The organism is Flavobacterium sp. 245 (assembly GCF_004362055.1).
GTDB lineage: Bacteria > Bacteroidota > Bacteroidia > Flavobacteriales > Flavobacteriaceae > Flavobacterium.
In genome coordinates, this window is record NZ_SNXB01000002.1 from 619,294 (window position 1) to 646,237 (window position 26,944).

At 32.7% G+C, this 26,944-nt stretch carries 28 protein-coding genes; 16 read left to right on the forward strand and 12 right to left on the reverse strand.

Annotation, left to right across the window (positions count from 1 at the left end):
* Nucleotides 1-97: 97 nt before the first annotated feature.
* The 5 genes from EV145_RS05965 to EV145_RS05985 all read right to left on the reverse strand — a co-directional run bounded on the left by EV145_RS05965 (nt 98) and on the right by EV145_RS05985 (nt 5,461).
* Nucleotides 98-1,291, reverse strand: a complete 1,194-nt coding sequence (locus EV145_RS05965; RefSeq protein WP_133524301.1) for a glutamate-5-semialdehyde dehydrogenase — start codon at nt 1,289-1,291, stop codon at nt 98-100.
* Between the two features lie 89 nt (nt 1,292-1,380).
* Complete coding sequence (locus tag EV145_RS05970) at nt 1,381-2,514, reverse strand: aspartate aminotransferase family protein (protein WP_133524302.1); 1,134 nt, start codon at nt 2,512-2,514, stop codon at nt 1,381-1,383.
* Between the two features lie 80 nt (nt 2,515-2,594).
* Nucleotides 2,595-3,572, reverse strand: coding sequence for an N-acetyl-gamma-glutamyl-phosphate reductase (gene argC / locus EV145_RS05975; protein WP_133524303.1), 978 nt, complete (start codon nt 3,570-3,572; stop codon nt 2,595-2,597).
* Nucleotides 3,565-4,758 carry an argininosuccinate synthase gene (locus EV145_RS05980; RefSeq protein ID WP_056205911.1) on the reverse strand — a complete coding sequence of 398 codons (1,194 nt, stop codon included), beginning with the start codon at nt 4,756-4,758 and terminating at the stop codon, nt 3,565-3,567. Before EV145_RS05980 ends, argC begins: the two co-directional genes overlap by 8 nt.
* A 55-nt stretch (nt 4,759-4,813) precedes the next feature.
* On the reverse strand, nt 4,814-5,461 hold the full coding sequence (locus EV145_RS05985) for a GNAT family N-acetyltransferase (RefSeq protein ID WP_133524304.1): 648 nt from the start codon (nt 5,459-5,461) through the stop codon (nt 4,814-4,816).
* Between the two features lie 201 nt (nt 5,462-5,662).
* Between EV145_RS05985 and EV145_RS22360 the strand changes: the two genes are divergently transcribed.
* Nucleotides 5,663-5,830 (forward strand): hypothetical protein, encoded by a 168-nt coding sequence (locus EV145_RS22360; protein ID WP_166638414.1) that lies wholly within the window; start codon nt 5,663-5,665, stop codon nt 5,828-5,830.
* A 295-nt stretch (nt 5,831-6,125) separates the two neighbouring features.
* Here EV145_RS22360 and EV145_RS05995 read toward each other — a convergent pair whose 3' ends face one another.
* Nucleotides 6,126-8,393, reverse strand: coding sequence for a M1 family metallopeptidase (locus tag EV145_RS05995; protein WP_133524305.1), 2,268 nt, complete (start codon nt 8,391-8,393; stop codon nt 6,126-6,128).
* Between the two features lie 186 nt (nt 8,394-8,579).
* Here EV145_RS05995 and EV145_RS06000 point away from each other — a divergent pair, with 186 nt between their 5' ends.
* From EV145_RS06000 to EV145_RS06010, 3 genes are all read left to right on the forward strand, one after another.
* Nucleotides 8,580-9,431 (forward strand): aldose 1-epimerase family protein, encoded by an 852-nt coding sequence (locus EV145_RS06000; RefSeq protein ID WP_133524306.1) that lies wholly within the window; start codon nt 8,580-8,582, stop codon nt 9,429-9,431.
* A 1-nt stretch (nt 9,432) separates the two neighbouring features.
* The gene (locus EV145_RS06005) at nt 9,433-9,981 is read left to right on the forward strand and encodes a GNAT family N-acetyltransferase (protein WP_133524307.1); all 549 of its coding nucleotides are present in this window, start codon (nt 9,433-9,435) and stop codon (nt 9,979-9,981) included.
* A gap of 131 nt (nt 9,982-10,112) precedes the next feature.
* Nucleotides 10,113-10,667 carry a DUF3575 domain-containing protein gene (locus tag EV145_RS06010; RefSeq protein ID WP_133524308.1) on the forward strand — a complete coding sequence of 185 codons (555 nt, stop codon included), beginning with the start codon at nt 10,113-10,115 and terminating at the stop codon, nt 10,665-10,667.
* A 4-nt stretch (nt 10,668-10,671) separates the two neighbouring features.
* Here the strand turns inward: EV145_RS06010 and EV145_RS06015 are convergent, their stop codons facing one another.
* Nucleotides 10,672-10,896: a VF530 family DNA-binding protein gene (locus tag EV145_RS06015; protein WP_133524309.1), complete on the reverse strand. Its 225-nt coding sequence runs from the start codon at nt 10,894-10,896 to the stop codon at nt 10,672-10,674.
* Between the two features lie 106 nt (nt 10,897-11,002).
* A complete protein-coding gene (locus EV145_RS06020) occupies nt 11,003-11,659 on the reverse strand; it encodes an outer membrane beta-barrel protein (protein WP_133524310.1) in 657 nt (218 codons plus the stop codon).
* Between the two features lie 141 nt (nt 11,660-11,800).
* On the opposite strand from EV145_RS06020, the gene smpB reads away from it, so the two are divergent.
* From smpB to EV145_RS06035, 3 genes are all read left to right on the forward strand, one after another.
* Nucleotides 11,801-12,256, forward strand: coding sequence for an SsrA-binding protein SmpB (gene smpB / locus EV145_RS06025; protein ID WP_133524311.1), 456 nt, complete (start codon nt 11,801-11,803; stop codon nt 12,254-12,256).
* 83 nt (nt 12,257-12,339) lie between these two features.
* Complete coding sequence (locus tag EV145_RS06030; protein WP_133524312.1) at nt 12,340-12,978, forward strand: hypothetical protein; 639 nt, start codon at nt 12,340-12,342, stop codon at nt 12,976-12,978.
* An 89-nt stretch (nt 12,979-13,067) separates the two neighbouring features.
* Nucleotides 13,068-14,075 (forward strand): helix-turn-helix domain-containing protein, encoded by a 1,008-nt coding sequence (locus EV145_RS06035; RefSeq protein ID WP_133524313.1) that lies wholly within the window; start codon nt 13,068-13,070, stop codon nt 14,073-14,075.
* Between the two features lie 30 nt (nt 14,076-14,105).
* Here the strand turns inward: EV145_RS06035 and EV145_RS06040 are convergent, their stop codons facing one another.
* Nucleotides 14,106-14,747, reverse strand: a complete 642-nt coding sequence (locus EV145_RS06040) for a protein-L-isoaspartate(D-aspartate) O-methyltransferase (RefSeq protein WP_133524314.1) — start codon at nt 14,745-14,747, stop codon at nt 14,106-14,108.
* 212 nt (nt 14,748-14,959) lie between these two features.
* On the opposite strand from EV145_RS06040, the gene EV145_RS06045 reads away from it, so the two are divergent.
* The 9 genes from EV145_RS06045 to EV145_RS06085 all read left to right on the forward strand — a co-directional run bounded on the left by EV145_RS06045 (nt 14,960) and on the right by EV145_RS06085 (nt 23,363).
* The gene (locus EV145_RS06045; protein WP_133524315.1) at nt 14,960-15,925 is read left to right on the forward strand and encodes a Gfo/Idh/MocA family protein; all 966 of its coding nucleotides are present in this window, start codon (nt 14,960-14,962) and stop codon (nt 15,923-15,925) included.
* Nucleotides 15,926-16,016: 91 nt separating this feature from the next.
* Nucleotides 16,017-16,904, forward strand: a complete 888-nt coding sequence (locus EV145_RS06050) for a 3-hydroxyacyl-CoA dehydrogenase family protein (protein ID WP_133524316.1) — start codon at nt 16,017-16,019, stop codon at nt 16,902-16,904.
* Nucleotides 16,905-16,916: 12 nt separating this feature from the next.
* Nucleotides 16,917-17,576 carry a YggS family pyridoxal phosphate-dependent enzyme gene (locus EV145_RS06055; RefSeq protein ID WP_133524317.1) on the forward strand — a complete coding sequence of 220 codons (660 nt, stop codon included), beginning with the start codon at nt 16,917-16,919 and terminating at the stop codon, nt 17,574-17,576.
* A gap of 86 nt (nt 17,577-17,662) precedes the next feature.
* Complete coding sequence (locus tag EV145_RS06060) at nt 17,663-19,024, forward strand: exonuclease domain-containing protein (RefSeq protein ID WP_133524318.1); 1,362 nt, start codon at nt 17,663-17,665, stop codon at nt 19,022-19,024.
* A 30-nt stretch (nt 19,025-19,054) separates the two neighbouring features.
* Nucleotides 19,055-19,894: an ion transporter gene (locus tag EV145_RS06065; protein WP_133524319.1), complete on the forward strand. Its 840-nt coding sequence runs from the start codon at nt 19,055-19,057 to the stop codon at nt 19,892-19,894.
* A gap of 153 nt (nt 19,895-20,047) precedes the next feature.
* Entirely contained in the window at nt 20,048-20,971 is a 924-nt protein-coding gene (gene miaA, locus EV145_RS06070; RefSeq protein ID WP_133524320.1) for a tRNA (adenosine(37)-N6)-dimethylallyltransferase MiaA, read from the forward strand.
* 51 nt (nt 20,972-21,022) lie between these two features.
* Complete coding sequence (locus EV145_RS06075; protein ID WP_133524321.1) at nt 21,023-21,685, forward strand: hypothetical protein; 663 nt, start codon at nt 21,023-21,025, stop codon at nt 21,683-21,685.
* A 2-nt stretch (nt 21,686-21,687) separates the two neighbouring features.
* Entirely contained in the window at nt 21,688-22,281 is a 594-nt protein-coding gene (locus EV145_RS06080; RefSeq protein ID WP_133524322.1) for a hypothetical protein, read from the forward strand.
* A 335-nt stretch (nt 22,282-22,616) separates the two neighbouring features.
* Complete coding sequence (locus EV145_RS06085) at nt 22,617-23,363, forward strand: acyl-[acyl-carrier-protein] thioesterase (RefSeq protein ID WP_133524323.1); 747 nt, start codon at nt 22,617-22,619, stop codon at nt 23,361-23,363.
* A 213-nt stretch (nt 23,364-23,576) separates the two neighbouring features.
* Here the strand turns inward: EV145_RS06085 and EV145_RS06090 are convergent, their stop codons facing one another.
* The 3 genes from EV145_RS06090 to EV145_RS06100 are packed head-to-tail and all read right to left on the reverse strand — an operon-like array spanning nt 23,577 to nt 26,199.
* Complete coding sequence (locus tag EV145_RS06090; protein ID WP_133524324.1) at nt 23,577-24,116, reverse strand: hypothetical protein; 540 nt, start codon at nt 24,114-24,116, stop codon at nt 23,577-23,579.
* Complete coding sequence (gene prfH, locus EV145_RS06095) at nt 24,103-24,792, reverse strand: peptide chain release factor H (protein WP_133524325.1); 690 nt, start codon at nt 24,790-24,792, stop codon at nt 24,103-24,105. The genes EV145_RS06090 and prfH overlap by 14 nt, the downstream gene beginning before the upstream one ends.
* Before the next feature lie 15 nt (nt 24,793-24,807).
* Nucleotides 24,808-26,199, reverse strand: coding sequence for an RtcB family protein (locus EV145_RS06100; RefSeq protein WP_133524326.1), 1,392 nt, complete (start codon nt 26,197-26,199; stop codon nt 24,808-24,810).
* Nucleotides 26,200-26,944: the final 745 nt, after the last annotated feature.

Below are 26,944 nucleotides of genomic sequence, written 5' to 3' on the forward strand. Positions count from 1 at the left end.
TTTTTTCTAAGATGCTAAGATTCTGAGATACTAAGATTCTAAGTTTTTTTCACCTCAAATCAAAATTATCTAATTATCTAATTGTCAAATTATCTCATTACCTGATTTGTCCTTCTCCATACACGTACCATTTGTTTGTTACGAGATGTTGAAGGCCTATTGGTCCTCTTTGATGCAATTTATCTGTGCTTATCGCTAATTCTCCGCCTAGACCAAATTGTCCGCCGTCAGTAAAACGGGTTGAAGCATTTTGGTAAACTGCTGCTGCATCTATTGCTTCCATAAACTGTTGCGCCACTTCATTATCTCTAGTAATAATTGCTGCAGAATGTCCTCCGCAATATTTATTAATCATTTCGATAGCATTTTCTTCAGAATCAATTGTTCCAATAACAATTTTATAATCTAAAAACTCTTCGTACCAAATATCTTCGTTTTGAAGTGTTTTTGTGTTTTCGAAATTCTCTAATGATTTATCTACAATAACTTCGACTTTTGCCTCAATTAAAGCTTCAATCAGCATTGCTGTAAAACCTTCAAAATTTGGAAGTTTCGAATCAATTAAAACTTTATCTAAAGCATTACAAGCCGATATTTTAGAAGTTTTAGCATTCAAAATTACTTTTAAAGCCAAATCTGTATCAGCATCTTTATGAACAAAAACAAAATTATTTCCTCGTCCACTTACGATTACAGGACAGGTTGCATGCGCTTTTACAAATTCAATCAGCTTTTCTCCACCTCTTGGAACAATTAAATCAACTTTTTGAGTTGGTTTTTCTAAAAAGGCCTGAGTTTCTGTTCTATTATAATTCAGATATTCAACCCAGTCTTTCGAAACTCTATTTTCTTCTAGAGCTTTATGCCAAAGACTTACGATTTTTAAATTTGATTTTAAAGATTCTTTTCCTCCTTTTAATAAAATCTTATTTCCAGATTTAAAAGCAATTCCGCCCGCTTCAATTGTAACATCTGGGCGAGATTCGTAAATAATTAAAATCGTTCCGAAAGCAGCAGTTTTATTTATAACTTTTATTCCATTATCATGAGTGAAATGAAAACGCTCAACTCCAACGGGATCTTCCTGAGAAGCCAATTGGTTTAATGATAAAATCATCTCGTCGACTTTTTTATCATCTACTTTTAAGCGTTCTTCCATTGCTAAATCTGAGCCGTCATAATCAGCAAGATCTTCCTGATTGGTCAAGATTATCTGACTCCGTTCCTGCTCGACCAGCTTTGCCATGGATCGCAAAACCGCATTGCGTTTTTTAATTGATAATGGATTCATTTTTTTGGTTTAATTGGTTAATTCGTTTAACTGGTTAATCGTTAATTCGTTTAATCGATTAACCAGTTAAACGATTAAACGAATTAACATTATAGCTCTTCTAAACTTTCTTTTAAAGCAACAATAAATGTATCAATATCAGCTTTTTTCACTGTCAACGGTGGCAAAATTCTCAATAGATTTTTATTGTTGGCACTTCCAGTAAAAATGTGTTTTTCGATAATTAATTTCTTTCTTAAAGCTGCTACATCAAAATCGAATTCTACTCCAAGCATCAAGCCTTTTCCTTTTACTTGTTTAATGCCTTCAACTTCTTTAATTTTTTCTAAGAAATATTCATAAACTTCGTTTACATTCTTTTGCAAATCTAATTTTTCAATTACATCTAAAACTGCAATTCCTGCTGCACAAGACAAATGGCTTCCGCCGAAAGTTGTTCCCAATAATCCGAAACTTGCTTCGAATTTTGGAGAAATTAAAATGGCTCCAACCGGAAAACCGTTCCCCATTCCTTTTGCAACAGAGATAATATCAGCGTTGATTCCGTGATGCTGGAAAGCAAAGAATTTTCCACTTCTTCCGTATCCTGATTGTACTTCGTCTAAAATCAAAACAACATCGTGTTTTTTACATGCTTTTTCTAAAGCCTGAAAAAATTCGGTTGTTCCTTGATCTAAACCTCCAACTCCCTGAATTCCTTCGATAATTACCGCTGTAACATCTCCTTTAGCCAATTCAGCTTCAACTAATTCGATTTGGTTTAATGGTAAAAAAGTAACAACTTGCTGTGCATTAATTGGCGCTACAATTTTTTTGTTATCTGTAACGGCAACGGCTGCAGAAGTTCTTCCGTGGAAAGAATTATCAAAAGCTATAACTCTTGATTTTCCGTTATGAAAAGACGCTAATTTTAAAGCATTTTCATTGGCTTCGGCACCAGAACTGCACAAAAACAATTCGTAATCTTCTAAACCAGAAAGTTTTCCTAATTTCTGAGCCAATTCAACCTGCAAAGGATTCTGAATTGCATTCGAATAAAATCCTAAATGGTCTAATTGATTTTTAAGTTTTGCTACATAATCCGGCTGTGTGTGTCCGATAGAAATCACACCATGTCCACTGTATAAATCTAAATATTCTACTCCTTTGTCATCTGTAATTGTACAATCAATTGCTTTTACTGGAGTTATGTTGTATAATGGGTAAACGTTGAATAAGTTCATTTTGTTTTTTGTTTAATTGTTTAATCGTCGATTTGTTTAATCGATTAACCGAATTAACGATTAACCGCTTAACCAACAATTTAAAATCCGCTTGGTTTTAAATGTAAACCGGTGGTTTCTTCTAAACCAAACATTAAATTCATATTCTGAATTGCTTGTCCTGAAGCACCTTTGGTTAAATTATCTATAATTGATGTTATGAGAACCCGGTTTCCTTTTTTCAATAAACTAATGACACATTTATTCGTTTGCACAACCTGTTTCATGTTGATGTTTGTTGTGGTAACCGTTACGAAAGGTTCATTTTTATAGAAATCCTCGTATTTAGCAACCAATTGTTCCAAACTATCATCGCATAATGTATATAGCGTTGCAAAAATTCCTCTTGGGAAATCTCCTCTATTCGGAATAAAAAGCAATTCGCTGTCAAAATCGTCTTGTAACTGTACTAAACTTTCTCCGATTTCACCCAAATGCTGGTGTTCAAAAGCTTTGTAATGTGACATATTATTGTTTCTCCAGCTAAAATGAGAAGTTTCAGAAAGACTTACTCCTGCCCCTGTGCTTCCAGTAGTTGCATTAATATGTATATCATTATTCAATAAATTATGTTCTGCTAATGGCAATAAAGCCAACTGAATAGCAGTTGCAAAACAACCTGGATTTGCAATATAATTTGCCTTTTTGATTTCGGCTTTATTAATTTCGGGCAATCCGTAAACAAAATCTTTTCCTTCGAAATGAGCGTCTTTATTCAATCTGAAATCATTTCCTAAATCAATGATTTTAGTATGACTTGCAAACTGATTTTCTTTCAAAAATGAAATTGATTTTCCGTGACCTAAACACAAGAAAACAATATTCACATTTGGATTGATTTCAGCTGTGAAATTCATTTCAATATCGCCCATCAAATCTTGGTGTGCCACAGAAAGCGGTTTCCCAGCATTTGTAGTACTATAAACAAAATCGATGCTTACTTTTGGGTGATACATTAAAATTCTGATGAGTTCTCCGGCCGTGTAGCCCGAACCACCAATAATTCCGACATTAATCATGATCTAATTGATTTACAGATGAAAATATGTTTTGCGCATTTCCAAGAATTTTGATAAATCCTTTTGCATCGTCAGATGTCCATGCATTGTTCATTTCTCCATATTGACCAAAACCTGTGTTCATCAAATCGTTTTTAGATTCGATTCCGTCAAGTGAGAAATGGTATGGTTTTAAAGAAACTGTTACCGTTCCGTTTACTGTTTTTTGTGTGTCTTGCAAGAAAGTTTCAATATTTCTCATAACTGGATCTAAGAATTGACCTTCGTGAAATAACATTCCGTACCAGTTTCCTAGTTGTTCTTTCCAATATTGTTGCCATTTTCCTAAAGTATGTTTCTCTAATAAATGGTGTGCTTTTATGATAATTAATGGAGCTGCAGCTTCAAAACCAACTCTTCCTTTAATTCCGATAATCGTATCTCCAACGTGAATATCTCTGCCAATTGCGTAAGCATTTGCTAATTTTTCAAGAGCGACAATATTATTTGATGGTTTATCCGTTTTACCGTTTATTCCAACTAATTCTCCCTGTTCAAAATGAAGTGTAACTTTCTCTTCACCTTCTTTTTTCAATTGAGAAGGATAAGCTTCACTTGGTAATGGCTGTCCTGAAGTTAAGGTTTCTTTTCCTCCAACACTTGTTCCCCAAAGTCCTTTATTTATCGAATATTGTGCTTTCTCCCAAGAATAGTGAACTCCGTTTTGAGCCAAATAATCAACTTCTTCTTGTCTTGATAATTTTAAATCTCTAATTGGCGTAATGATTTCAATTTCCGGAGCAATGGTTTGGAAAATTAAATCAAAACGAATTTGATCATTTCCTGCACCTGTACTTCCGTGTGCGATCGCACTTGCTCCAACTTTTTTAGCATATTTAATTGCTTCAATTGCTTGAAAAACACGCTCTGCACTTACTGATAACGGATAAGTATTGTTTTTTAATACATTTCCGAAAATCAAATATTTTATAGCTTTATCATAATATTTGTCTACGATTGTAAGATTTGCGTGTTGCGCACTTCCTAATTCGTAAGCTCTTTTTTCTATGGCTGATAATTCTTCTGCGTCGAATCCTCCTGTATCAACAAGTACAGTATGAACTTCGTATCCTTTTTCATTTTTTAAATATTTCAAACAATACGAGGTATCTAATCCTCCGCTATAAGCTAATACTACTTTTTTCATTTTTTATAATTTTGGCTAATACTTTCGTATTTAGCAGTTTGAGATTTCTTTTTGATTAAATTTTAAATAAAAAAACAAATGACAATATTTTGTTTAAGAATAAAGCCTGTTTAATTTTTTTAAGTCTGCTTAAAACAGCCTCGTTAAAAGGATGTCTTGGTGGTGTTTTTTGTTTTTCTTTTGGGTCGTATAACATTCCGGTACAAAGACACATCTTGTTTTCTTTGCTTTGTAAAATTGGGAAGTTAGTACAGGTTTTACAACCAGCCCAGAAACTTGGATCAGTTGTCAATTCCGAGAATGGAACTGGCTTATATCCTAAATCAGAATTAATTTTCATTACAGCCAAACCAGTCGTAATTCCAAATATTTTAGCATCTGGATATCTTTGCAATGAATAATCAAAAACTTTTGATTTTATCTTTTTTGCCAATCCTAAACTTCTATAGTCAGGATGTACAATTAACCCCGAATGTGCCACGAATTTTCCGTGTTGCCAGCTTTCGATATAACAAAAACCTGCAAATTTCCCGTCTGCCAGAGCAATCATTGCATCACCATTCGACATTTTTTTCTGAATGTACTCAGGAGTTCTTTTAGCAATCCCCGTACCTCTCAACAAGGCAGATGATTCTATCGTATCGCAAATTTCTTGTGCGAATTTGAAGTGTTCTTCCTGGGTAACAACAATAGAGATCTTCATTTCAATAATTGAAGTTAGAGTTAAAAATTAAAGCATATTGTTTAGTTTGAAATCCAGAATTGAATCCAATAAAATTAAGCAAAATAGAAGTAACATTCTCAAAACCAAAACATTGATTCGAAAAATTTACAAAATAATAAATACTTTTAGGATATGTTTGTCCAATGGACAAATTATGTGATTTCAAAATGAAAAAGGGATATGAATAAATATACGGCTATAAAACTCAGTGAATACTATATAGATAGTATCCGTACTTCGGGAGAAGTACTAGGTGAGTTTGTCCGTGACAAAGAAGTTATATGTAAACTTATTTTATTCATCGGTGCAAAAGTACATCTTTTTTTTATTTACAAAACAAAAAATTAAAATTCTAACATTTTTTTAATGAAAAGTTATTTTTTGAAGATGCTAAGATTCTAAGTTACTGAGGTTCTGAGTTTTTTTTACAACTTGAAACTTGAAACTTGAAACCTGAAACCTGAAACCTGAAACCTGAAACTTGAAACTCGAAACCTGAAACTTGAAACCTGAAACCTGAAACTTGAAACCTGAAACTTGAAACCTGAAACTTGAAACCTGAAACTTGAAACCTGAAACAAAAAAACAAACCCGATAATCAAACTTGACTATCGGGTTTTAAATTATTCTAATATTTTATTCTTTACTTTTTAGCAAAGGGAATTACTTTTCCATCGGATAAAATCATATCTACGGCAGTTTTAGCTTCATTGAATTTAAACTTAACTCCTGCTCTTTTTGATTCAAATGTATCATTTTCTCCAGCCACCGCTTTCACAGAAAATTTTGGATAGTTTGTTAATTCAGCATTTAGAACGCTGTTTTTTTCTGTAAATTCAACTGTTAAAGGTGTTTTTGTAGCAGCATATGTTCCCAAATAACCATCTAAAATCACATCTTTTTCAATTATTCCTTTTCCAGCTGTCCAAACATTATTTGACTCATTATTATCTGGGAAAGCATGATCCGGATCTAAAATTATACTTTCAATTTCTTCAGTAGAATTATGTTTGAAAGACCAGTTATTGTTGCGTTGCCAAATTTCAACAGGCAAATTAACTCTAGTAACTTTACCACTTTTTGTTTTAACGTCTAAAACAATTGGCATAGGCATTTTATCAAAATTTTCAACTGTAATTACAACACCTTTTGCAGGGTCATTTTTTACATATTTAATTGAATTTACACCTTGATCAAAACGCCAATTATTTACATACCAGCTTCTCCAGAACCAGCTTAAATCTTCTCCAGCCACATTTTCCATTGATCTGAAAAAGTCATCTGGAGTTGGATGTTTATAGGCCCAACGCTCAATATAAGTTCTAAAAGCGGTATCAAAACGTTCTTTTCCTAAAACCTGCTCTCTTAACAAAACGAGCCCCGCACTTGGTTTAAAATAACACAACATACCAATATTTGATTCCTTCATATTATCCGGGGAGCTCATAATAGTTTCTAAATCAGGACGCGTGAATGACTCAGCTTCTTCATGTAAATCTGTTGCCGGCTCTTTGTATTCGCCATTATTAAATGCAGCCGTACTCAATGAATTAATAAATGTATTAAATCCTTCATCCATCCATGCAAATAATCTTTCGTTCGAACCAACAATCATAGGGAACCAGATATGTCCAAATTCATGATCTGTAACTCCCCATAAATCCTGTCCTTTTGATTTCCATCCACAGAAAACAATTCCAGGATATTCCATACCTCCTTCGTTTCCTGCCACATTTGTAGCAACAGGATAAGGATATTCAAACCACTGTTTTGAATAATGCTCAATTGCTCCTTTTACATACTCACTTGAACGTCCGTAAGCGTCATTTCCATTACTTTCAATAGGATAAGCTGATAACGCCAAGGCTTTTTTACCGCTTGGCAAGTTGATTTTTGCTCCATCTAAAATAAAAGCGGGTGACGATGCCCAAGAAAAATCACGTGCATTTTTGATTTTATAATGCCATGTTTTCTCAGTTCCTGCATTTGTATTTGCTGTAGCACTAACTTCATCAGCTGTACGAATCAAAACTGTTTTATCGCTTTGAGAAGCATCTTTATATCTTTTTAATTGTTCTGCAGAAAATACTTCCTGACCATTTAACAATTCTCCCGAAGCCACTACATAATGATTTCCAGGAACGGTAAGTTTTACATCAAAATCTCCATATTCTAAGTAAAACTCAGAAGCTCCTAAATATGGTGCTGTATTCCATCCGCGAACATCATCGTAAACACACATACGTGGATACCATTGTGCAATAGTAAAGATTTTTCCGTTCTTAGTTTCTAAAACTCCCATTCTGTCAGATCCTTCAAAAGGCGCAATGAAAGAAAATTCAATTTTGATTTTTACAGAAGCTCCCTTTGCAGCTAATTCCTGTGGAAGAAAAATCTGCATTCTGGTATCTGTAACAATATATTTTGCGTTAACTTCTGTTTTGGTTTTTCCACCCGAAATCACTTTTACAGATTTGATCTTATTTCCTCCGTCAAAAACCTGGCCTTGAGCACCGTTACGACTTCCTGTTAAAGGCACAACTGCATTTCCTCTAGAATCCTCTTTGAACAAATTCTGATCTAAATTCAACCAAAGGAATCCAAGTTTATCTGGACTGTTATTTGTATATGTAATTTCGTCTGTGCCGACAATTTCATTTGTATTGCCATTTAATTTTGCAGTGATTTGATAATCGGCTCTGTTTTGCCAATATTCTATTCCTGGCTGGCCACTAGCAGTTCTTGTAGCAGTTCCGTTTTTTGTATAAAAATGCGGAGCAAAGGCATCATGGTAATTATAATTATTGGCTGGATTTGCTGTTTGCGCTGGCGGTGTCTGCTGTGCCCATGCAAAAGAAATTCCAAAAAATAAAGCCGCGGTTAAAATGGCTTTTGAAGATTGCTTTTTCATATTTTTTAGCTGTTTATGTAGCAAATTAATGAAAAAAAAAGCTATTTACAGAGGAATATTTAAGCTTAAATTTAATTTTAGCAAAATTTTATCAATAAAATAAATTAAGTGATTTTTCCTAAAAAATAAATTTTATTCAAATATCTTTACATTAGTATTAAAATCAACATTTTCAATTTTACTATTTTGACTACAACTATATCAAATTCAATATTAACCGCTTCGATTAAACATGCGGGAGCAGAATTATTCTCTTTAAAAAACAATCAAAACAAAGAATATATCTGGGAAGGAAATCCAGATTTCTGGGGGAAACACTCCCCTATTCTTTTCCCAATTGTCGGTACTTTAAAAAACAATAATTATAAAGTTAATGGAAAAGAATATCAATTGCCAAGACATGGTTTTGCAAGAGATATGGACTTTCAATTAGTAGAAAAAACAGGAAACAGTGCGGTATTCTCTTTAGAATCGAACGAAGAAACTCTCAAAAAATATCCTTTTGAATTTGAATTACAGCTTATTTACACAATAGAAGGCTCATCGTTAAACATAGAATACATCGTAATTAATAAAAATGATGAAAAAATGCCTTTTTCTATTGGGGCACATCCAGCGATAGCACTTCCAAATAATTTCGAGAATTATTCTTTTAAATTTGAAAAAGAAGAGTCATTGAAATTCAATCTTTTGGAAAATGACCTGATTTCGAATAAAACCGAAACTTTAAAAATTACAAATAATGTCGTTCCTTTAAATTATAAGCTTTTTGAAAATGATGCTTTGGTTTTTAAAACTTTGGAATCAAATTCATTGACTATTCTTGAAAATTCAAAACCTTACGTTCAGGTTGATTTTGAAGATTTCCCGAGTTTGGGCCTTTGGACCAAAGACCAGGCACCATTTATTTGTATTGAACCTTGGTTTGGATACTCAGATACTTCTAATAATTCAGGAAATTTATTCGAGAAAGAAGGGATTTTAATTTTAGAAATTGATCAAACATTTCATTCTCAATTTAGTATAAAAATTTTATAAAATGTTAGAATTTAACTTTCACCCATTTCCAATAATTGAAACAGAACGTTTATTATTGAGAAGAATGACAAACGATGATGTAAACGAAGTTTTTGAATTGCGTTCAAATCCAGATACAATGAAATATATTCCGCGTCCATTGGTTAAAAACAATGAAGATGCTTTGGAGCACATTGCAATGATCGATGAGAAAATTGACACCAATGTTGGCATCAATTGGGGAATCACTTTAAAAGGCAATCCGAAACTCCTTGGCATAATAGGTTATTATCGAATGCAACCTGAAAATTACCGAGCTGAAATTGGTTATATGCTTTTACCAGAATTTCATGGAAAAGGAATTATACCCGAAGCCGTAAACCGATTAATCACCTACGGATTCAAAGATTTAAAGCTTCACTCTATAGAAGCTGTTATAGATCCTGAAAATCTAGCTTCAGAAAAGGTATTACAAAAATGCGGTTTTGTTAAAGAAGCTCATTTAAAAGAATCCGAATTTTATGAAGGACGCTTTTTAGACAAGGTAATATACTCATTATTAGAAAAATAGGTGATTGCTGGTTTTTAACAAAAATTCAACGTTTGTTAAAACAAATATTAATAGGACGAAAAGTATGTGAATACACTATATTTGCACGCGAAATTAGCCACTTTTAACTATTTCGTTCTAAAAACACCTTTATGAAAAAAATATTTTTATTAGCCATTATCTTCTTTTCAACTCAATCACAAAGTCAAACTTTTATTAAATTTAATGGCGCTACCGCACTTGTAGCGATTCCAAATGTTGGTATTGAAACCAGTATTGGAGAAAAGACAACTTTCAGTTTTGATGTAATGGCTTCATTCTGGCAGTCTTTCAATGGACACAGCCCAATGGAGTTTTATACTTTTACACCTGAAGTTCGCTATCATTTTAAAGAAAAGTACGACGGACTTTATGTGGGAGGTCATGCTGGCCCTGATTTTTATAATATTCAAAAATGGAATAATTGGGACAGCAATTATTACGAACACGGTTTTGGGTACCGTTTAGGAGTTACTGTTGGTTATAATATCAAATTAAGCGACAAATTTTTATTGGACATTTTTGCTGGTGGTGGATGGCACCAAGGTTTTTATAAAGGATATTTCAATGATGGAAGTCCAGGTCGAGGCGACAAAGCAGAAAACTGGAATAAAAGCGGTGAATGGCTTCCATACCGAGGTGGAGTAATGATTTCTTATAAATTATAAATAATCATTTAAACTTAGGAATTGAGTTAACATAAAGCTCTTCTACTTTTTTACGTGCCCAATCTGTTTTTCTTAAAAAAGTAAGTGATGATTTTATACTCGGATTTGAAAAAAAGCATTTAATAGGTATTAATTCTCCTAGAGTATCAAAACCATAATAATCGACTAAAGTTTCGACAATTTTTTGAAGTGTTATTCCGTGTAAAGGATCTTTTGATTTGTTTTCCATTTTATTACTTTTTAAATTATATAAAAAAGACCGTACTCTAAAAAAGTACGGTCTTTCTTTTTGCGAAATTACAAAATAGAATTTGACATTCCTCAAATAATAAATATTAGAATAAGAATTTAAATCCGACAGAAATTGGAGAAGTTAAATTTGGATTGCTTCCACCTAAAGCACTGGTGTAAGCTGTATCAACATTTGCAACATGAGCCAATGCAAAATTAGTGACAGTCGTTTTTTCTCCAACTTTTGGATCAAGTGTTGTAGAGGTAAAATTAGCTAAGTCATAAGAAAATTCAACTGAGAAATTCTTGGTAACAAAATAATCAAAACCTCCTGAAAGTGATAATCCTATTTGATTTACTTTTAATTCACTTTCCTTTTCTTTCCCTGTTATAACTGGTAAAGCTAATTGTCCAAAGAAATACAAAGAACCTGCAACATTCCAATATTTTCTTGCTAATGGCTCAATAACAATTAAATCTGTTTTTGCAAGAGTTTTAACATTTGGATCAACATTATCATACCCATCGGATTTAATGTTAATATAACCAACAGCAGCTCCTACCGCAACAGATGGCGTCACAAATGTTCCAACAATTGGCAAAACTGATAAAGTAGTATTTTTCACATCGGCAGTTTTTGTTTGCTGGTAACCAAATTGCGACGTTGCAAACCATGCTCCTTTTAAACCTTGACTTGAATCTTGAGCTTTTACTGATAATCCAATTAAGGCAATACTTACGAATGTTAAAATTTTTTTCATTTTTTTAGTTTGTTTAGAATTATTTAACAAACTTAATCCTAAGCTTTTTCTTTAAAACTGATTAAAATCATAGATTAAAAAAAATGTTTAATTATCTTAGATCGCATTAAAATTTTTCAATTTTGTTTTACATTTGCAGTTATGATAAAATCAGTCAACATACTAAATAAAAGAGCCCGATTTGATTATGAAATAATTGATACCTATACTGCTGGAATAGTTTTAACAGGTACCGAAATCAAATCCATACGCTTAGGAAAAGCAAATATTACAGAGAGTTTTTGCGAATTTAGCGGTATGGAGCTTTTTGCCATCAATACTTATATTGAAGAATATTCTTTTGGAAATCAATTCAACCATAAATCGCGAAGTGAAAGAAAATTGCTTTTAAATAAAAAGGAATTAAAAACACTCCATAAAAGCGTTCAGGCAAAAGGACTTACTATTGTTCCGCTAAAATTATTCACTAACGAAAAAGGATTAGCTAAACTTCAAATTGGGCTTTGTAAAGGAAAGAAAAACTACGACAAACGTGAATCATTAAAAGAGCAGGATACAAAACGTGATTTAGACCGAATTAAAAAAGCTTATAATTAAAAACACGGCTTTAATTTTCTCAAAATGATCGTTTTATAAATATTTTATCGTTATTTTTACTACAAACAATATAACCGTAAAATATGAAAAAGTATCTAATCTTGTTAATTGCTATACTGTCCCTTTCTGGTTGCGGCAGTAATACTTCGATTGTAAACAGTTGGAGAGATCCAGATATCACTGTGGCTCAAGAAGAATTTAAAAAAGTTTTAGTTGTTGCTTTGGTAAAAGATGAAGCTTCAAGAAGAATTACAGAAAACAGAATTGCAGCCAGCAATCCAGTATTCAAAACTTCATATCAATATTTAAATGCCACCTCTCAATTGACACAGGAGCAAAAACTAAAAATCCTCCAAGATGAAAACTTTGATGGTGTTGTTACAATGCGTTTAGTAAGCAAAGAAAAAGAAACTACTTACGTGCCTGGAACATACACAGGAATGTATTACGGCGGTTTTGACGGAATGTACACCGGAATGTACGGCTATGGTTTTGGAAATTGGTACGGCATGTATTCGCCAAATTTTTACGATCCGGGATATTATCAGGAAACAACATCGTACATGGTTGAAACCAATATTTTTTCATTAAAACAAAATAAATTAATCTGGACAGGAACTACAGAATCACAATATGTAACAGATTTAGGGCAAACCGTTGATGCTATAATGCAGGCCGTTGTCAAAGAAATGAGAAAAGACGGCTCTTTGCCTCCAAAATAATATATCAAAGAAGAGCAACTTTTAAAATGTTGCTTTTTTTATGATCAAACAAATGACTATTTTTGTCAAGACTTTAATTTTCATCAAAAATGAAATCACTTTTAAAAAACGCTAGAGAAGAAAAAGGTTTAAAAACCAGAGAATTAGCACAACTTGCCGAAATTGACCAAGCATTGATCAGTAAATTTGAATCTGGAACACGAAAACCTACAAGAGATCAAATTTTAAAACTAGCTCAGCTTTTAGAAATTGATTATGAAACTTTAATGATTGCCTGGCTTAAAGAAAAAATTCTTTACGAAATTGGAGATGAAGAATTTGCTTTGAAGGCCCTACTTTTGGCTGAACAAGAAATTCAAAACAATAAAAAACAAATAGACTCTATAATTATAACATCTGTTCAAACAATTTTAGACGAAATTGAGATACTAAAAAAGAAAATACAATCCTATAGTCATTTTGAATTACGTCAAATTTCGAAAACTTTAGAATTAGATTTTATCTTTAAAAGTATTCGTTTATGCGGAAATCCTTTAACATTAGAAGAAACAAAATCTGTTATAAATGAAGGTTTGACCATTCAGGGCAAGAGTATTCAAAATCATCTCGAAGCTATTAATTTTCAAGAAGCAACATCGTATATTAAAGATTTAAGTCAAAACAAAACATCTCTAAATGAGAAAGATTTTCTCTTGATTCATAATCTAATATTCAAAGGATTTGAATCTGAAAATTCGGGAAAATATAAAAACAATTCATTAATTATGCGAGAAATGAATTTATTTTTCAATTGGTATGAATCACAAAAAAACAATCTTCACCCATTAATTCTTGCATCAGAAGCGCATTTGAAAATACTTGAAATCAATCCTTTTGAAAAGGGAAATCTTCAAATGGCAAACTTGATATTAAACTGGATTTTAATCCAATATAATTATTCATACGCTTCTATTGAAGAAAATCAAAATAGCATAAATGAATATTTTTCTATCTTAGAACAAAGTCAAATCCAGAATGATAAATCGATTTTTATTAATTATATTATTAAAATTGAAAAAGAAAACCTGCAACAAGCCATCGCATTAATCGGAAAATAAAAAAGCCCAGCTATAAAGCGGGCTTTCTCATTAATTTTTATCTTCTAATAGAGGAACAAATCTAAATTCTCCAAACTCATGTTTTTCAAATTGAGTTTCATTTTTTCTGATTAATAAAGTCATAATCTGAACATCTTCTCCTAAGGGAATAACCAATCTTCCTCCTATTTTTAACTGCGCCATTAATGGCTGTGGAATAAATGGTGCACCCGCTGTAACTATAATACTGTCAAATGGTGCAAAATTTGGAAGTCCCTTATATCCGTCTCCAAAAGTGACATGTTTGGGACGAATATTTAATTTTGGAAATAAGTTTGATGTAGTCTTAAATAATTCATTTTGTCTTTCTACGGTATATACTTTTGCACCAAGCATAAACAAAACGGCTGTTTGATAACCAGAACCAGTTCCAATCTCTAAGATTTTATGATCTCTCTTCACTTCAAGCAATTGCGATTGAAAAGCAACGGTATAAGGTTGTGAAATGGTCTGCCCTGCTCCAATAGGAAAAGCTTTGTCCTGATACGCAAAATCTTCAAAACTTGAATTTAAAAAAAGGTGTCTCGGGATTTTTTTAATCGCATCCAGAACCGCCCTGTCAGTAATTCCTTTTTGCTCTAAAGTTGTTACTAATTGATTACGAAGTCCTTGATGTTTTGCAGTGTCTTTCAAAATGGGTTGGTTTTGTTTTCGCAAAAATAAGAAACAAAACAGGATTTCAAATATTGATTTTTAAATAATAAATTAATAACGTTATAAAGTCAAAAATCGAAAGCCAAAAACCATAATCTTCAATGTGCAATTCACAATAGCCAACTCACAATTAGTTAAATTCATTTTTACTTTCAACAAATAAATTCTATTTTTGTTTAAAATACATTCTCATGTTAAAAGTAGGAGTTTTAGGTGCTGGTCATCTTGGTAAAATACATTTACGCTTATTACAACAATCTGACAAATACGAATTAGTTGGATTTTACGACGAAAATCAAGAAAATGCCGAAAGAATTTCAAAAGAATTTGGCTATAAAAACTTCAGTACAATTGCAAAACTTATTCACGCTGTAGACGTGATTGACATTGTTACTCCAACACTTTCACACTATAAATGTGCAAAAGTTGCGATCAAATCAGGAAAACATATCTTTATTGAAAAACCAATTGCAAACACTGTTGAAGAAGCTGAAGAAATTATTGCTTTAGCAAACGAATACAATGTAAAAGGTCAAGTTGGACATGTTGAGCGTTTTAATCCTGCTTTTATTGCAACAAAAGAAATGATCGAAAATCCGATGTTTATAGAAACACATCGTTTGGCCGAATTTAATCCGCGTGGTACAGATGTTCCTGTAGTTTTAGATTTAATGATTCACGATATTGATGCGATTTTAAGTGTCGTAAAATCGAAAGTGAAAAACATTAATGCAAGTGGTGTTTCGGTTATTAGTGAAACTCCAGATATTGCCAATGCCCGAATTGAATTCGAAAATGGATGCGTTGCCAATTTAACTGCCAGCCGAATTTCGATGAAAAACATGCGTAAAACACGTTTTTTTCAAAGAGATGCCTACATTTCAGTTGACTTTTTAGAGAAAAAATGCGAAGTAGTTCGTATGAAAGATGCTCCGGAAGTTCCAGGAGATTTTGATATGATTCTTCAAAATGCCGAAGGTGTAAAAAAACAAATCTATTTCACCAATCCTGATGTTGAACAAAACAACGCTATTTTAGACGAATTAGAGTCTTTTGCACACGCAATCAATACAAACACAACTCCGGTTGTAACACTCGAACAAGCGACAGATGCTTTGCGTGTGGCTTATCAAATAATTGATTGTTTCGATAAATAATTTAAAGCAAAAAAAATAAAATTAGCCACGAACTCACATTTAATTGGTGATTTCGTGGCTAAAGTCATAAATATAAATATCAAAAAATAAAATGAAAACTATAGCTGTAATTGGTGCAGGAACAATGGGTAACGGAATTGCTCATACTTTTGCACAAAGTGGTTTTGTTGTAAAACTAATTGATGTTTCAGAAAAATCATTAGACAAAGGAATGGCAACTATTGCTGCCAACTTAGACAGAATGTTGTCTAAAGGAACAATTACTCAGGAAGATGTAGCCAAAACAATTACCAATATTATTACCTATACTGATATTAAAGACGGAGTCGTTGGCGCTGATTTAGTTGTAGAAGCTGCAACAGAAAATGTAGAATTAAAGCTAAATATTTTTAAACAATTAAACGAAGCTTGTTCTCATAATACTATTTTAGCAACCAATACATCTTCAATTTCAATTACGCAAATTGGATCTGTAGTTGCGCATCCAGAACGTGTTATTGGAATGCATTTTATGAATCCCGTGCCAATTATGAAATTGGTTGAAATCATTCGCGGATACAACACAAGTGATGAAGTAACCAAAATCATCATGGATTTATCTGTAAAACTTGGAAAAGTTCCTGTTGAAGTAAATGATTATCCTGGTTTTGTGGCAAACAGAATTTTAATGCCAATGCTAAACGAGGCTATCGAAACGTTATACAATAAAGTTGCAGGAGTTTATGAAATTGACACTGTGATGAAATTAGGAATGGGACACCCAATGGGACCACTTCAATTAGCTGATTTTATTGGTCTTGATGTTTGTCTTGCGATTTTAAATGTCATGTACGAAGGTTTCAAAAACCCAAAATACGCTCCTTGCCCATTATTAGTTAATATGGTGAGAGCAGGAAAACTAGGTGTAAAATCTGGTGAAGGTTTTTACGATTACAGCGAAAGTAAAAAAGCAGAGAAAATCTCGAAGCAATTTTTATAAAAAAGAAATACCATGTCGATTCAATCGAACTTAAACACAATTAAAGCAAGTTTACCAGAACACGTAACTCTTGTTGCTGTTTCTAAAACAAAACCTGTTTCAGACTTGTTACAAGCCTATGAAGCCGGTCAGCGCATTTTTGGAGAAAACAAAATCCAGGAAATGACAGAGAAATGGGAACAAATGCCAAAAGACATTCAATGGCATATGATTGGTCATGTTCAGTCAAATAAGGTTAAATTTATGGCACCGTTTGTTAGTTTGATTCATGGTGTCGACAGTTTGAAATTATTGCAGGAAATCAACAAACAAGCTTTAAAAAACAATAAAACAATAGATTGTCTTCTTCAAATATATATTGCAGAAGAAGAAAGTAAATTTGGTTTGGACGAAAATGAATTAAACGAACTTTTAACTTCTATGGAGTTTAAAGAGTTGAAAAATATTCGTATCTTAGGTTTAATGGGAATGGCAACCTTCACAGAAGATCAAAACCAGATTAAAAAAGAATTTACACATTTAAAATCGATTTTTGATTCTATTCAGACACTGCAAACTGAAAACTGCAAACTGAAAACTATTTCAATGGGAATGTCAGGAGATTATCAGCTCGCAATTGAATGTGGCAGCACAATGGTCCGAATTGGAAGCAGTATTTTTGGAGGAAGATAATTTTCAAAAATCGCAATCGTAAGATGTACCGATATGCATCTTGACAGAAAACTGAATACTAAAAAACTGAACACTGATTACTGAATTTGTACGCGATATTAGACATAGAAACCACTGGAGGACAATTTAATGAAGAAGGAATTACCGAAATCGCCATCTACAAATTTGATGGACATGAAGTAATTGATCAATTCATCAGCCTTGTCAATCCCGAAATTCCGATTCAGCCTTTCGTTGTAAAGCTAACCGGAATAAACAATGCTATGTTACAATCGGCACCAAAGTTTTTTGAAGTTGCCAAACGTATCATCGAAATAACTTCAGATTGCGTTATTGTGGCTCACAATGCTTCTTTTGACTATAGAATTCTTCGTACTGAATTCAGACGCTTAGGTTATGATTTCGAAGCCAGAACACTTTGCACAGTCGAATTGGCTAAAAAACTAATTCCGGAACAGCCTTCTTACAGTCTAGGGAAACTAGTTCGTGCACTTGGAATTCCAATGGCCGACAGACATCGCGCGAGCGGTGACGCAATGGCAACGACAAAGCTTTTTAAAATGCTGTTAGAAAAAGACGTCGAGAAAACAATTGTAAAAGATTTTATAAAACTCGAAGTCGAAAAAGGAATTGCGCCAAAATTTCTAGATCTAATTAGTCAAATGCCTACAAAAACCGGCGTTTATTATATCTATAACGAAGGTGGAACTATAATATACATTGGCAAAAGCCAAAACATCAAAAAAAGAATCAATCAGCATTTTACCGGTATTACCACTAAAAGCAAAAGAATTCAAGCTGAAGTTTTCACCATAACGTATGACGAAACTGGCAGCGAATTAATTGCACTTTTAAAAGAAAGTCAGGAAGTAAAAGTCAATCGCCCGAGATACAATCGCTCGCAAAAAAAATCCTTCTTTCCTTTTGCATTGTATGCCGAAAAAGATTCAAATGGCTATATTAATCTAAAATTAGAAAAAGCAGACGGACGCAAAAAAGAAATTACTTCTTTCGCTTCATTGCAGGAAGGAAAAAATGCGCTTTTCAAATTTACTGCAAAATATCATTTGTGTCAAAAACTGACTGGATTGTATCAAACTAAAAAAGAGTGTTTTCAATACAAAATAAAAGAGTGCGACGGCGCATGTATTGGCGAAGTTATGCCTGAAGTTTACAATTTAAGAGTACAACAATTCATTTCTGAAAACAGTTTTGAAAACAAAAGCATGATTTTGATTGACAGAGGCCGAACTATAAATGAACGAAGCGCTATTTTAATTGAAGACGGAAATTATAAAGGTTATGCATATTACGATCTTAATTATCAGATTACCAACATCGAAATCTTAAAAAATATCCTAATCCCAATGCAACATAATCGCGATGTAAAAAACATCATTCAAAACTACATCCGCAAAAGTAAATCGCTAAAAATTCTTCATTTTTAACACATCAAAACTTTCATTATCTTTATTGATATGAAAAAGCAAAAATCGCAATACGAAATATTCAGGGAAAAAATCAAAATTATCTTATATGGAACCAACACCATATTAGGCAGAATGTTTGATTTAGTATTACTAGGCCTGATTTTATTGAGCGTTTTGTTAATAATGCTCGATACCGTAGAAGGAATTAGCTCTAAATACCACGATCAATTAATTATCTGCGAATGGATCATCACGATCTTTTTTACAATTGAATATGTTCTTCGAATAATAGCTATTCAGAAACCTGTTAAATACATTCTCAGTTTTTACGGAATCATAGATTTGCTGGCCGTTATGCCAATGTATTTATCCATTTTTTTTCCTGCAGCAAGTATTTTATCAATCGTAAGAGCTTTGCGTTTTCTACGATTATTTAAAATTTTACATATTCCGCAAATTTCGCATCAATCATTACAGCTCAAAGAAGCCATTCAAGCCAGTAAAGAAAAAATCCTCGTTTTTATTTATTTTGTGCTCATCAGTACTGTAATAATTGGTACTATAATGTACGTAGTCGAAGGCAAAGAATCAGGATTTACAAGCATCCCAATGGGAATTTACTGGACAATTGTTACCTTGACAACAGTTGGTTATGGCGATATTTCGCCTCAATCACCTTTAGGACAATTTATAGCAGCGTTAGTTATGATTTTAGGTTACGGAATTATTGCCGTTCCCACCGGAATTGTAACAGCAGAATTCGCTAAAAGCAGTCTGAGAAACAGTACTGTAGGCACTAGAAAAACCTGTAGAAAATGCCAGTCACAAGTCCATTTTGATAATGCAAAATACTGTTATGAATGCGGAACTGAATTACCTAATCATTAAATTTAGAAGCGAATCCAGCTGTACATTGCAACTCCTCCTTATCTTTGTTGTTTTTTTAAGGCATAAAAGGAGCTTCCGCTGGTCGCTCTTTTATACCAAAAAAAACGAACAAACATAAGTCCGGGGTTTCCATTTCCATCTGGGCTAAAAAATATGAAGTACCTAATCACCATTGTCGGACCAACAGCTATAGGCAAAACAGCCTTGAGCATTGCTTTGGCACAACATTTTAAATGCGAAATCGTTTCTTGCGACAGCCGTCAGTTTTTTAAAGAAATGACCATTGGAACTGCGGTTCCTAATCAAGAAGAATTAAGTGCCGCCAAACATCATTTCATTCAAAATAAATCTATTTTTGAAAATTATACGGTTGGCGATTACGAAAAAGAAGCCCTAGCCAAAATTGAAGAACTTTTTCAAACCAATGATTTTGTCATTCTAATTGGCGGTTCAGGTTTATATGTTGATGCTGTTTTAAAGGGCTTCGACGAATTTCCAGAAATCGATCCAGAGGTTCGTCTAAAAGTAAATTCCAACTACGAAAAACTCGGAATTGAATATCTTCAGGAACAATTACAAAATTTGGACCCAGAATATTATCAAAAAATAACTTTAGAGAATCCTCAAACTTTGCAAAACCCGCAACGAATGATGCGTTTTGTAGAAGTTTGTATTGGAGCTCAAAAACCTTATTCTTCATTTCTAAATCAAAAGAAAAACAATAGAGACTTTACTCCTATTTTAATTGGTTTAGATGCCGATAGAGAAATCATTTACAACCGAATCAACCAGCGTGTTGATATTATGATGAAAGAAGGTTTACTCGAAGAAGCAAAAACTTTGTATCCTAATAAAGTATTGAATGCACTTCAGACAGTTGGCTACAGAGAATTATTTAGTTATTTTGACGGAGAATTCACTTTGCCATTTGCAATTGAAGAAATCAAGAAAAACACTCGAAGATTCTCCAAAAGACAATTAACGTGGTTCAAACGAAATGAAAATACAAAATGGTTTGATTACGCATCAGATCGACAGAATATATTTGATTACATAAATTTAAAATTAAAAATATAATTTTCTTACATAATTATACATATATTTAGATTTGTTTCAAATTGCTATTAAATGAAAAAAATCCTACTTCTATTTTTTACTCTTTTATTATGCTATTCTTGCGAAATTCAATATGATGGCGAAACCAGAATCGTAGTTCAGGGCCAGCTAATTGATAAAAACAATAATCCGGTTTCAAACAAAAAAATTGAAATTACAACCAGTACTGGTGGAACTTTCGGAACAAGTGATTTAATCAGCTATACCAACTCAGATGCAGATGGAAGATTTACCTTGATCTTTCCAGCTCCCAAAAATGATAGCATTTCTATAATTACTTCCATTAATGAATTTCAAAACAATGAACTTCAATCAAAAGCAATAAATGCTTTAAAGAAAAATTTCAGAAATTACAAATTAGATTTAAATCAAATTGTTTTGTATGAAACAAAAGACATTACACAATTAGACTTTATTCTGAATAAAACCACAAATAATAAGGAAATTAGAGACATTCAAATTGAAGGTCTGCAATCTGATTCCTATATTGATTTGAACGCTAAAAAAAATATAAGCCACGTGATTAATACTCACTTTGATGTCATAAAAAATCAAAATATAAATTTAAGTTATACAATAGTCGATTATTCAGATCCGACAAAACCCGTCAGTACAAATTATAAAGCCGTTATTGCGGTTAATTCCGAAAAAGCAATACATACTATAACTTATTAATTATGAAGCTTAAAGTTTTATTCTTTCTGTTTTTTTTACAATTTTCATACAGTCAAGAAACTGAAAATAAAAAACCTGTTAAATTCAACCACGACATTCGAATAAATGCAATAATTCCCTCAAATTTTGGAGACAATTTTTTAGCAAAAGCTAATAATGCAAAATTAGGAGTTGGAACTAATTTCAGTTTTTTGCGAATTTATGATTTCAAACTTGGAGCTGGCTACGATTTTATTCCTTATTCAACTACTGATATTACCTTTGCAGGAAATATCAAAAGATCTGAATTTCATACTGTTTATGCAGACATCGCTTACGAAATAAAAATAACCGAAAAACTGAATATTGAACCTTATATTGGTTTTGGAGGTGCAAAACTTAAATTCGAATCAGATGGAAGAAGTTTCGGAAATCAAAAAGGAAATAATTTCAGAATTGGTTTTAATACTGATTATAAACTAGCCAAGAGATTATCGGCATTTGTTGCTATTTGTTATCTAGAATCAAAACTAGATATCAATACTTCTCCAGAATTTGTTTCATTTTATGACAATGCTAAGATGTTTCAGTTCATTATTGGTTTAAAAATTCATTAATTTTGTGATTGAATGATCAAAAAATTTTAGAGGTACATTTAAACTATATAAAATTGAATTTTTTAAAACTAATAGGAAATATTTTCTTTCTTTTTTGCACAGTTATTTTAACTATAGCATTTTCTATTGCACTAAACGAAAAAATTGAAAGTCCTAATTTTAAAAATTTAAGCACAACCGAATTTATAATTTTTGGAATAATTTTGTGTAGTTTTATTTTCATTAGTTTTAAAATAGTAGCATCATATTTAAAAAAATCTAATTCCTAAAATCTATTTCTTTGATCTTTCTTTTTCTGAAAGAAAAATCTAAAATCAACAATCTAAAATTAAAAAATGCCAATATCTCCAAATTTCACATCAGTTCTAAGTAAAGACTGGGAAATCAATTTCACACAATGCACACCAACAGGTTTCTTAAAATATACCGATTTGTGTAATATTTTACAATTAACCGCGGCGGCACATTCTGAAATTGGAGGAATTAGTTTTTATGATATGCAGGAATTTCACCAAGCTTGGGTTTTAAGCCGAATGCGTGTTGAAGTTCATGCTTTACCAAAATGGCAAGATGTTGTGACCGTAAAAACATGGATAAATAGTCTCGAAAATTCACGTTCCGTTCGTGCGTTGGAAATGTATGTGAACGGAAAAAAAATCGTTGGATGCGAAACGTATTGGGCAGTTTTCAATACCCAAGCACGCCGTCCGGAAGCTTTGGCTTTACCTTACGAACATTTTGAGTTATTCCCTGAAAATAGAGCGACAGAAGAAGGTTTTTCTAAAATAAACATCAACCACGAAAAAGAAGCTGTCTTTGAAAAAACAGTTTATTTATCTGATTTAGACATTGTAAATCACGTAAATAACGTAAAATATCTAGAATGGTGCCTTGATCATGTTGACCCTAAAAGAATCATGAAACAAGAAGTTAAAAGCTTCGAAATGAATTTCATGAAAGAACTTTCATTAAAAGATAAAGTTATTATTCACGAAAGTGAAGACGACGATCATACAACAGCAACATTTAGCATTACAAAAGGCGAAAAGACTTGTTTTGCTTTGGAATTGCATTGGAAGTAAAAAGATCAAAAGGCATTTTAAACCCAGCCTTTCCTCAATATTGTCATTTCTACGAAGGAGAAATCTTCGCGAGTAACTCCGCAACGAATGTCCAATCTTTGCAGAGCTTCTTGTGAAGATTTCTCCTTCGTAGAAATGACAAACTTGGTGAGTATCTACACTTAATAAAATAAAAAACGATGCAAATTGCATCGTTTTTTATTTTCATCAAAATCATTTTGATTTCTTTTTAGAATCTTTTTTAGATTTCTTGACTTTCTTTTTCTTCTTTTTAAGCAAATCAATCTTGCCTTCAATTCTTTTCTCTACATCAGAAATATCAGATTCGTAATTGAATTGCAACGAATGAAGTTTAGCATTTTTAATTTCTTTTAATGCCTTTTTAAACTCTTTTTGCGCTTCTAAAAGAATTGCTTTCTTGATATAAATCTCAGATTTATTGATTCCTTTCACAGTCAAAGCAAAATCAATTAACTTTTGTGCTTCGTCGTAATCTTCATTTAAAATCAATGTTTTTAAATAATACGGATACACTTCAAGAGCATGAATATTAATTGCTAAAGCTTGCTGAAAATAAGATTTCGCATCTTCATAATTCAATAACTGATCTGCTTGAATTCTTCCGTACAAACACAAAACCATTGTGTTTTTATCATCATAAGAAAAAGCATAATCTAAAGATTCGATAGTTCCTTCAAGCCAAAACGGATAATTATCCAAAGCCTGAAAAAGGTATTTATCAATTGTTTTCATTTCGTAAATCGTTTTTTAATTTCTGACGAGTTCCTTTGTAACTTTTCTCAACGTTATTCTTTTTAAAATCACTTCCGGTAAAAACCCTGATCGGATTACCGCGTTGAATATTCAACTGATTTTCCCATTGTTTTCCGACGTGATTTTTAAGCTGAATCCGTTTTTCGTCTTCTAATTTTTTTAATAATCTTTCTGTTGCCAGCTTTTTGTTTTGGTGCTGTGAACGACTATCCATTGCTACAACTGCAATTCCTGTTGGAATATGCGTTGCACGAATTGCCGAACTCACTTTATTCACGTGTTGACCACCTGCACCCGAACTTCGCATTGCCTGATATTGAATTTCATTTTCTGAAACTAATGCCTTTTTCTCTGGTTCAATTTCAAAAACTCCAATGAACCAGTTTTTGCGCTTATGCATTTTCCTAAACTGACTTTGGCCAATCCATTGAATGGTTCCAATCCAGGATCTTACAAACTGATCAGCATTTTTTCCTTTTATAGAAATAGATGCCGTTTCAATTGTCCCATTTTCTTGACCAGTTTCACGCTGAAGTAATACAACTTCTAAGTTTTGATCCTGTGCTTCTTCCAAAACTTTTTTAAGCACTTGGGCCACAACCCAAGTGCATTCTGCAGGTCCGCGACCCGCTGTTATCTGAATTATACTTTCCATTTTTTGAATCTCTTTTTAGCGGTCCATTCTAACAATCTTTGGTGTAAAAGTTCCTAAAACTTCAACTAAATCGGCTTGATTTGCCATCACCTTGGTAATGTCTTTATAAGCCATTGGAGCTTCGTCGATATTACCTCCAATTAAGGTTACATCATTGGCCTTCAAAACCTTTTTAATTTCGCTTTGCGTAAAAGTACTTTTGCATTTTGCTCTCGAAAACAAACGCCCCGCCCCATGTGAAGCCGAATTTAAACTCGCTGCATTTCCTTTACCTTTTACAATGTAACCCGGCGCTGTCATCGAACCTGGAATAATTCCTAATTGACCTTCTGCAGCTGGTGTTGCCCCTTTTCTGTGGACAATACATTCTTGACCGTTTATCATTTCTTTCCAGGCAAAATTGTGATGATTTTCAATTGTTACCACTACTCTTTTTCCTATCGCTTTGGCAATTCGTCTATGAATATCATCATGACACGCTTTAGCATATTCTCCAGCTAAATTCATTGCCATCCAATATTCCTGACCATCATGCGTGTTCAAATCTAACCAAGCCAAATGCTGTACATTTTTTGGCAACGGACATTGTTTTGTTGCCAAATATGTATAGTGCTTTGCAATATTTGCACCCAAACCACGAGAACCACTATGAGAAAGAACAGCAAAATATTCGCCTTTTTCTAATTTCCATTCGTTCTCCGGATTTTCAATTTTTGCTATTCCAAATTCTACAAAATGGTTTCCTCCGCCAGAAGTTCCTAATTGTTTGTAGGCTTTTGGCAAAAGATTCTTTAACAATGGAATGTCCTGGAATTCACTTTTATAAAAAACCTCATGATCTACTCGGGAAGCATGCGTTTCATACATTCCAAACTTTGTATTGTCCTTTAAAATGGCTTCTAATTGATGCTCTTTTCCTTTGAAATGTGAAGCCGGCAAATCGAAAATTGAAAGACTCATTCGGCATCCAATATCAACACCAACTCCATATGGAATCACTGCATTATTTGTTGCTAAAACACCGCCAATTGGCAATCCATACCCCGAATGTGCATCTGGCATTAATGCTCCCGCGACTGAAACTGGAAGCTTCAATGAGTCATACAATTGAAACTTTGCTTGCTGATCAATTTCATTTTCACCAAAAATGGTAAAAGGCGCTCTAGTTGCTTTAAGCTGATGCATTCTAACTTGAACTGGTTTTATTAAACCCTCAGCGACTTTACCCCAAGTACCATTTCCTTCATATTTTTCAGGATTTAATAGCACATCTTTTGCCTCTGTTAGAATAGATTCCTTTTTTTCTCTTTTTCTATATCTATTTATCTGCCCTAAGGCTATGTTTATTGAATTGTTTTTTGGAAAACCTAATTTAATCAGGTCTTTTCCAGATAATTTATTTCCCATAAATTGTTTAATTATTTGTTGTGCCAGCTCAAATCAAATTGAAACAAAAATGATTCAAAATGAAATAAACGTGCGAAATCTTATCCATTCGGATAAATACTAAATGTTCTTTCGGGAAAATTTGAAGTGTCTAGAATAAAAAAAGCCCGAAACTAAATGTCTTCGGGCTTTTTTATATATCTAAAAATGTATTTCTAAGATTGAAATAAGCCACGAAGAAGCGCTGCACCAAATCCGTTTGGTGTGAAGCTTTGTGATGTCGATGTAAGTACAAACATTTTTCTTCGTTTTAAAGGGTTATTATTTTTTCGTCTGCAAATATTCAGAATAGTTTTTTGATTTTCCAAATTTATTTTAAAGATAATTCATCAAAAAATAATTTGATACATTTTTAAATTTTAAAAAAAAACAAGAATATCTATTTGAAAACCAGAGTCCTAGTCATGATAGAAGCGGTATCGTTTTTTGCTAATAATTAAGGTTTTTCAATGAAAAATTGCAATTTTCAAAGATTCCCTCAAAGTTTGTCATTTCGACGAAGGAGAAATCTTCGCAAAAAACTCCACATTATATATCTCCAATCTTTGTCGAGCTACTTGCGAAGATTTACTTCGTCTATTCGCTAGCGCTCGAGTCTCCTTCGTCGAAATTGTAAAGGTTAGATAATTCGGTAACAAAATTTAACTTTAATAAATTTTGTTACGATGAGAAATAATAGTCAAGATTCGACTTTAGAGCGAAACTA

Coding starts and splice junctions, on each gene's coding strand:
- EV145_RS05995 (WP_133524305.1), bottom strand. CDS start 8,393: ATGAAAAAGCAATCTTCAAAAGCCATTTTAACCGCGGCTTTATTTTTT.
- EV145_RS06100 (WP_133524326.1), bottom strand. CDS start 26,199: ATGGGAAATAAATTATCTGGAAAAGACCTGATTAAATTAGGTTTTCCA.
- EV145_RS06080 (WP_133524322.1), top strand. CDS start 21,688: ATGAAGCTTAAAGTTTTATTCTTTCTGTTTTTTTTACAATTTTCATAC.
- EV145_RS05965 (WP_133524301.1), bottom strand. CDS start 1,291: ATGAATCCATTATCAATTAAAAAACGCAATGCGGTTTTGCGATCCATG.
- EV145_RS06010 (WP_133524308.1), top strand. CDS start 10,113: ATGAAAAAAATATTTTTATTAGCCATTATCTTCTTTTCAACTCAATCA.
- EV145_RS06055 (WP_133524317.1), top strand. CDS start 16,917: ATGTCGATTCAATCGAACTTAAACACAATTAAAGCAAGTTTACCAGAA.
- EV145_RS06090 (WP_133524324.1), bottom strand. CDS start 24,116: ATGAAAACAATTGATAAATACCTTTTTCAGGCTTTGGATAATTATCCG.
- EV145_RS22360 (WP_166638414.1), top strand. CDS start 5,663: ATGAATAAATATACGGCTATAAAACTCAGTGAATACTATATAGATAGT.
- EV145_RS06020 (WP_133524310.1), bottom strand. CDS start 11,659: ATGAAAAAAATTTTAACATTCGTAAGTATTGCCTTAATTGGATTATCA.
- EV145_RS05980 (WP_056205911.1), bottom strand. CDS start 4,758: ATGAAAAAAGTAGTATTAGCTTATAGCGGAGGATTAGATACCTCGTAT.
- smpB (WP_133524311.1), top strand. CDS start 11,801: ATGATAAAATCAGTCAACATACTAAATAAAAGAGCCCGATTTGATTAT.
- EV145_RS05970 (WP_133524302.1), bottom strand. CDS start 2,514: ATGAACTTATTCAACGTTTACCCATTATACAACATAACTCCAGTAAAA.
- miaA (WP_133524320.1), top strand. CDS start 20,048: ATGAAGTACCTAATCACCATTGTCGGACCAACAGCTATAGGCAAAACA.
- EV145_RS06065 (WP_133524319.1), top strand. CDS start 19,055: ATGAAAAAGCAAAAATCGCAATACGAAATATTCAGGGAAAAAATCAAA.
- EV145_RS06005 (WP_133524307.1), top strand. CDS start 9,433: ATGTTAGAATTTAACTTTCACCCATTTCCAATAATTGAAACAGAACGT.
- EV145_RS06085 (WP_133524323.1), top strand. CDS start 22,617: ATGCCAATATCTCCAAATTTCACATCAGTTCTAAGTAAAGACTGGGAA.
- EV145_RS06015 (WP_133524309.1), bottom strand. CDS start 10,896: ATGGAAAACAAATCAAAAGATCCTTTACACGGAATAACACTTCAAAAA.
- prfH (WP_133524325.1), bottom strand. CDS start 24,792: ATGGAAAGTATAATTCAGATAACAGCGGGTCGCGGACCTGCAGAATGC.
- EV145_RS06075 (WP_133524321.1), top strand. CDS start 21,023: ATGAAAAAAATCCTACTTCTATTTTTTACTCTTTTATTATGCTATTCT.
- EV145_RS06050 (WP_133524316.1), top strand. CDS start 16,017: ATGAAAACTATAGCTGTAATTGGTGCAGGAACAATGGGTAACGGAATT.
- EV145_RS05985 (WP_133524304.1), bottom strand. CDS start 5,461: ATGAAGATCTCTATTGTTGTTACCCAGGAAGAACACTTCAAATTCGCA.
- EV145_RS06045 (WP_133524315.1), top strand. CDS start 14,960: ATGTTAAAAGTAGGAGTTTTAGGTGCTGGTCATCTTGGTAAAATACAT.
- argC (WP_133524303.1), bottom strand. CDS start 3,572: ATGATTAATGTCGGAATTATTGGTGGTTCGGGCTACACGGCCGGAGAA.
- EV145_RS06035 (WP_133524313.1), top strand. CDS start 13,068: ATGAAATCACTTTTAAAAAACGCTAGAGAAGAAAAAGGTTTAAAAACC.
- EV145_RS06030 (WP_133524312.1), top strand. CDS start 12,340: ATGAAAAAGTATCTAATCTTGTTAATTGCTATACTGTCCCTTTCTGGT.